The following is a 3,478-nucleotide window of genomic DNA, read 5'->3' on the forward strand; positions in this document are numbered from 1 at the left end:
GAGGCACTTGAAGCCGTAGTCAATAAGTAAATTATTTCGAAAACAGTACACTAGGTACGAACTCACAAGCTTCGGGGCGTATAAATTTGATTTCTGAGAAAATGGTTTGCCCACGTTGTACTAATATTGGCACTCAGTTTTCGCGAACGATATCCTAGTATCTAATTAAATATATTTATTGTGGAGAAATAATTATGGCGTTCGATTTGGCTGTGGAAGAAATTTATCCGATAGTATCTAGGCTTTATGAAAAGGCTATATCACAAATTCGTCTTCGGCCAGAGCAAGCCTTCGCTTATGTTCAAGATGAAGCGGGCTCTCTTTGCACGTCTGCTGATGTAGGTTTTTTTGTAGTATTGCAAACTGCAATATTTAGCGAGGGTATGAAGTATGGGTTAGAGTTATTTAGAGAAAGTCCTTATGCGGAGGATATGTTAGATGGTTTGGCTAGGGCTTATGAAAAATGCTGCGTCGATGATTTGGTAGAAGTGGGGCTCAAAGGCGAGCAACTGGCAGAAATGATCGATTGTATGGCACAGGTTCGGAAGAAATATCTTCTGCCTGGATAAGTTGGTGCCAAAGGAACTGGTTCGCTAGATAAGCTTCCACCTCTACGGCAAGCATATGTTGATGAAGTTAATAGTTTGTCAGAGATTAGTCTCAGTATGCGCGCAGCGGGTGCAACGCCAGAGAAAGTCGCTCGTCAACTCCATCAGATACGCCGTGAGTTAGGCGTTCAATATAAGGACCTAACACCACCTGGCAAACTTGCGGAAATTTATGATCGTAACTTGCGAGTATATGGGGCAAGCTGGGGCCATCTATTGATTGGCTGAGAGCTAAAGGCAAAAGCTGGGAGCAGATAACTGAGTCTGCAAGTCGTTCGGGTGGGAAGGATTTAGGTTTTTAAGTATGAATTCTGAAAATTGTATCAATAATGCTGGGTGATGAATACGATGCGGCGTTACGTAGCGCATTGCAGATTGTTTTAGTCAAGCTTGGAGCTGTAGGAATTGATAAGTCGTGGGCGGTTGGAGTCTCTCAAGAAATTGAGGTTACAGAGATCGAATTGATGGGCGAGAAAGTTAAAATTGAATCAGAAACATTCGTGGGTATTACTATATCTGGCCCCGGGTTTATTGTTGATGAGATAGCCGAAAAAGTGCGTCAGGAGCTTGCTCTCAAGCCTATTAAGTAGAATTTATGTTCGCAGATCGTATCATTACGTTTGGACGAAGGTTTGAAGGTCGATTGGATTTCGGCCTTCTCCAAGGAGCCTTGGATTATATTGCGTATAACGAAGAGTGCTTGGCTTTTGAGATTTTGTGCGATCATATTTGCGAATATGATATCTCTATCGCGGAAGAAGAATATGATGAGGCTGTTCAACTAATTCTGGATATTGGACTTGATTTGGCTGAGGGTCCATTTAAGCATTTATTGGGGTTGAAGAAGTAAAAAATAAAAATTAGTTGGTGCAAAAGGAACTGGAGGCGTTGCCGGAAAGGTAAATGATCCAGCTGCTAGTGGCTTGAGTTCAGCCTCAAACCTTCCAGGTGGAACAGGTCTTGGTGGTTTCAAGGTCGGCTTAAATGCTGGTGATATCACTGCTATAAATTCATAATTTGGCGGTTCGGTTTTATTTAGAGAAATTGATGTGGCTATTGCAAGTGCTGCCAATTATTATGGCCTTATAACAAGGCTGGCTCAATGGCCAGGGATATTGCTGGTGGGCATATTTTTGATAGTGGAAGTAAACGAACTACTGTTGAAGTGGTTGAGCAATTGATTATAAAAATGGCGTGGACGGTCCGCCAAAACAAATTATTTGGAATGTCGTAGATAAGGTTGCGACGGGAAAATATAACTAATGTTCAAGATTTTTCAAAAACATTAAGAGGGCTGGATTAGTGTCTTTCAATGAGCTTTCTGAAAAGTATGCAGCCCGTTTCGGTTTGCCAAGTATGGGCAGTGTTGGGTTAGAGGAATTTGTTCGCGCGTTAGAGTTGGTGGCGAGGAGAGGTAAGGGTTTTTTCATATTTAAGGTGGATGGTGAAAGAGGATGCAATGTCTATACGTTTATTTTAAATATGTCGGCAGGTAACGATGTTGTTATAAGAAAAGATACCGATAGTATACGGGAAGGCATGGCGTTTTTTTTCTCTGAGCTTGAGAGGCTCGGCATATATCCATAACCTGAGATGGTGTGGTTCAGGCTGCATTTCCGTACTGATTAGGGATTCTCCGATCAAGTCAGCACAAGCCATCTGACCTGTGCTGAAATAGCCCTCCGTCCAACCGCCTTCTACAAGCCCGCCATCCCATGAGCCAGATGAGCTTTTCCGATTTCGAGTACGCCGGTAAGCGCAAGCAAACCCGTCGCGAGCGTTTCCTGGCCGAGATGGAACAGGTGGTTCCGTGGAGCGGGTTGGTGGCGTTGATCGAGCCTCACTACCCAAAGGCTGGCGGTGGCCGCAAGCCGTATCCACTCGAAACCATGCTGCGCATTCACCTGCTGCAGAACTGGTTCTCGTTGAGCGATCCAGCCATGGAAGAGGCGCTGTACGAGATTACTTCGATGCGCCAGTTTGCTCGTCTGACGCTCAGCGCTCCGATCCCCGAAGACACGACGATCATGAATTTCCGGCACCTGCTGGAGAAGCATCAGTTGGCGGCGGGCATTCTGGAAACCATCAACAATTACCTGCGAGACAAGGGCCTGTCGTTGCGCCAGGGCACCATTGTCGACGCAACCATCATCCACGCACCCAGCTCGACCAAGAACAAGGACGGCAAGCGCGATCCTGAAATGCATCAGACGAAGAAAGGTAATCAGTATTTCTTCGGCATGAAGGCGCATATCGGTGCCGATGCTGAGTCGGGCTTGGTGCACCACGTCCACGGTACAGCGGCGAATGTGGCCGATGTAACGGAGGTCGCTCACCTGCTGCATGGCGATGAAAATGTTATCTGTGCCGACGCAGGTTATACCGGCGTGGAGAAGCGGCCGGAGCATGAAGCAAGGCCGGTAATCTGGCAGATTGCGGTTCGTCGTAGCACCTATAAACACTTGAGCAAACGAAGCGTGCTCTACAAAGCCAGACGCAAGATCGAGAAGGTCAAAGCGCAGGCACGAGCGAAGGTCGAACATCCGTTCCGTGTGATCAAGCGCCAATTCGGCTATGTGAAAACCCGCTTCCGTGGCTTGGCCAAGAACACGGCGCAACTGACCACGCTGTTTGCCTTGTCGAATCTGTGGATGGTGCGTCGGCAATTATTGCCTGGAACGGGAGAGGTGCGCCCGTGAGGGCAGAAAACCAAGGCTGTGCCTTGGTTATCCAATAATCAGCGGCTGAAAATCGGGCTTTTCTGCATCTCCAGGTCGTCCATTTCCGGATGATGGGCAACTTATTCGGAGTTTCCTTAGGGAAATCCTGAAGAAGACTTCCAAATATGGTGAAATACGCCGATCCCGTTG

At 46.8% G+C, this 3,478-nt stretch carries 5 protein-coding genes; all 5 read left to right on the forward strand.

The genetic code is table 11. The features are described 5' to 3' along the window. The first annotated feature begins 194 nt into the window (after nucleotides 1–194). Nucleotides 195–569, forward strand: a complete 375-nt coding sequence (locus ACW9H9_RS28335) for a hypothetical protein (RefSeq protein ID WP_457346658.1) — start codon at nucleotides 195–197, stop codon at nucleotides 567–569. Between the two features lie 368 nt (nucleotides 570–937). After that, nucleotides 938–1,198, forward strand: a complete 261-nt coding sequence (locus ACW9H9_RS28340) for a hypothetical protein (RefSeq protein ID WP_457346659.1) — start codon at nucleotides 938–940, stop codon at nucleotides 1,196–1,198. 5 nt (nucleotides 1,199–1,203) lie between these two features. After that, on the forward strand, nucleotides 1,204–1,458 hold the full coding sequence (locus ACW9H9_RS28345) for a MafI family immunity protein (protein ID WP_457346660.1): 255 nt from the start codon (nucleotides 1,204–1,206) through the stop codon (nucleotides 1,456–1,458). A 452-nt stretch (nucleotides 1,459–1,910) separates the two neighbouring features. After that, a complete protein-coding gene (locus tag ACW9H9_RS28350; RefSeq protein WP_457346661.1) occupies nucleotides 1,911–2,195 on the forward strand; it encodes a hypothetical protein in 285 nt (94 codons plus the stop codon). A 128-nt stretch (nucleotides 2,196–2,323) separates the two neighbouring features. After that, complete coding sequence (locus tag ACW9H9_RS28355; protein ID WP_457346662.1) at nucleotides 2,324–3,307, forward strand: IS5 family transposase; 984 nt, start codon at nucleotides 2,324–2,326, stop codon at nucleotides 3,305–3,307. Nucleotides 3,308–3,478: the final 171 nt, after the last annotated feature.

Source organism: Pseudomonas sp. SDO5215_S409, from assembly GCF_054071325.1.

Bases quoted from the DNA above. Each gene is read 5' to 3' on its own strand.
- ACW9H9_RS28335 (WP_457346658.1), top strand. From the start codon at position 195: ATGGCGTTCGATTTGGCTGTGGAAGAAATTTATCCGATAGTATCTAGG.
- ACW9H9_RS28345 (WP_457346660.1), top strand. From the start codon at position 1,204: ATGTTCGCAGATCGTATCATTACGTTTGGACGAAGGTTTGAAGGTCGA.
- ACW9H9_RS28355 (WP_457346662.1), top strand. From the start codon at position 2,324: ATGAGCCAGATGAGCTTTTCCGATTTCGAGTACGCCGGTAAGCGCAAG.
- ACW9H9_RS28340 (WP_457346659.1), top strand. From the start codon at position 938: ATGCTGGGTGATGAATACGATGCGGCGTTACGTAGCGCATTGCAGATT.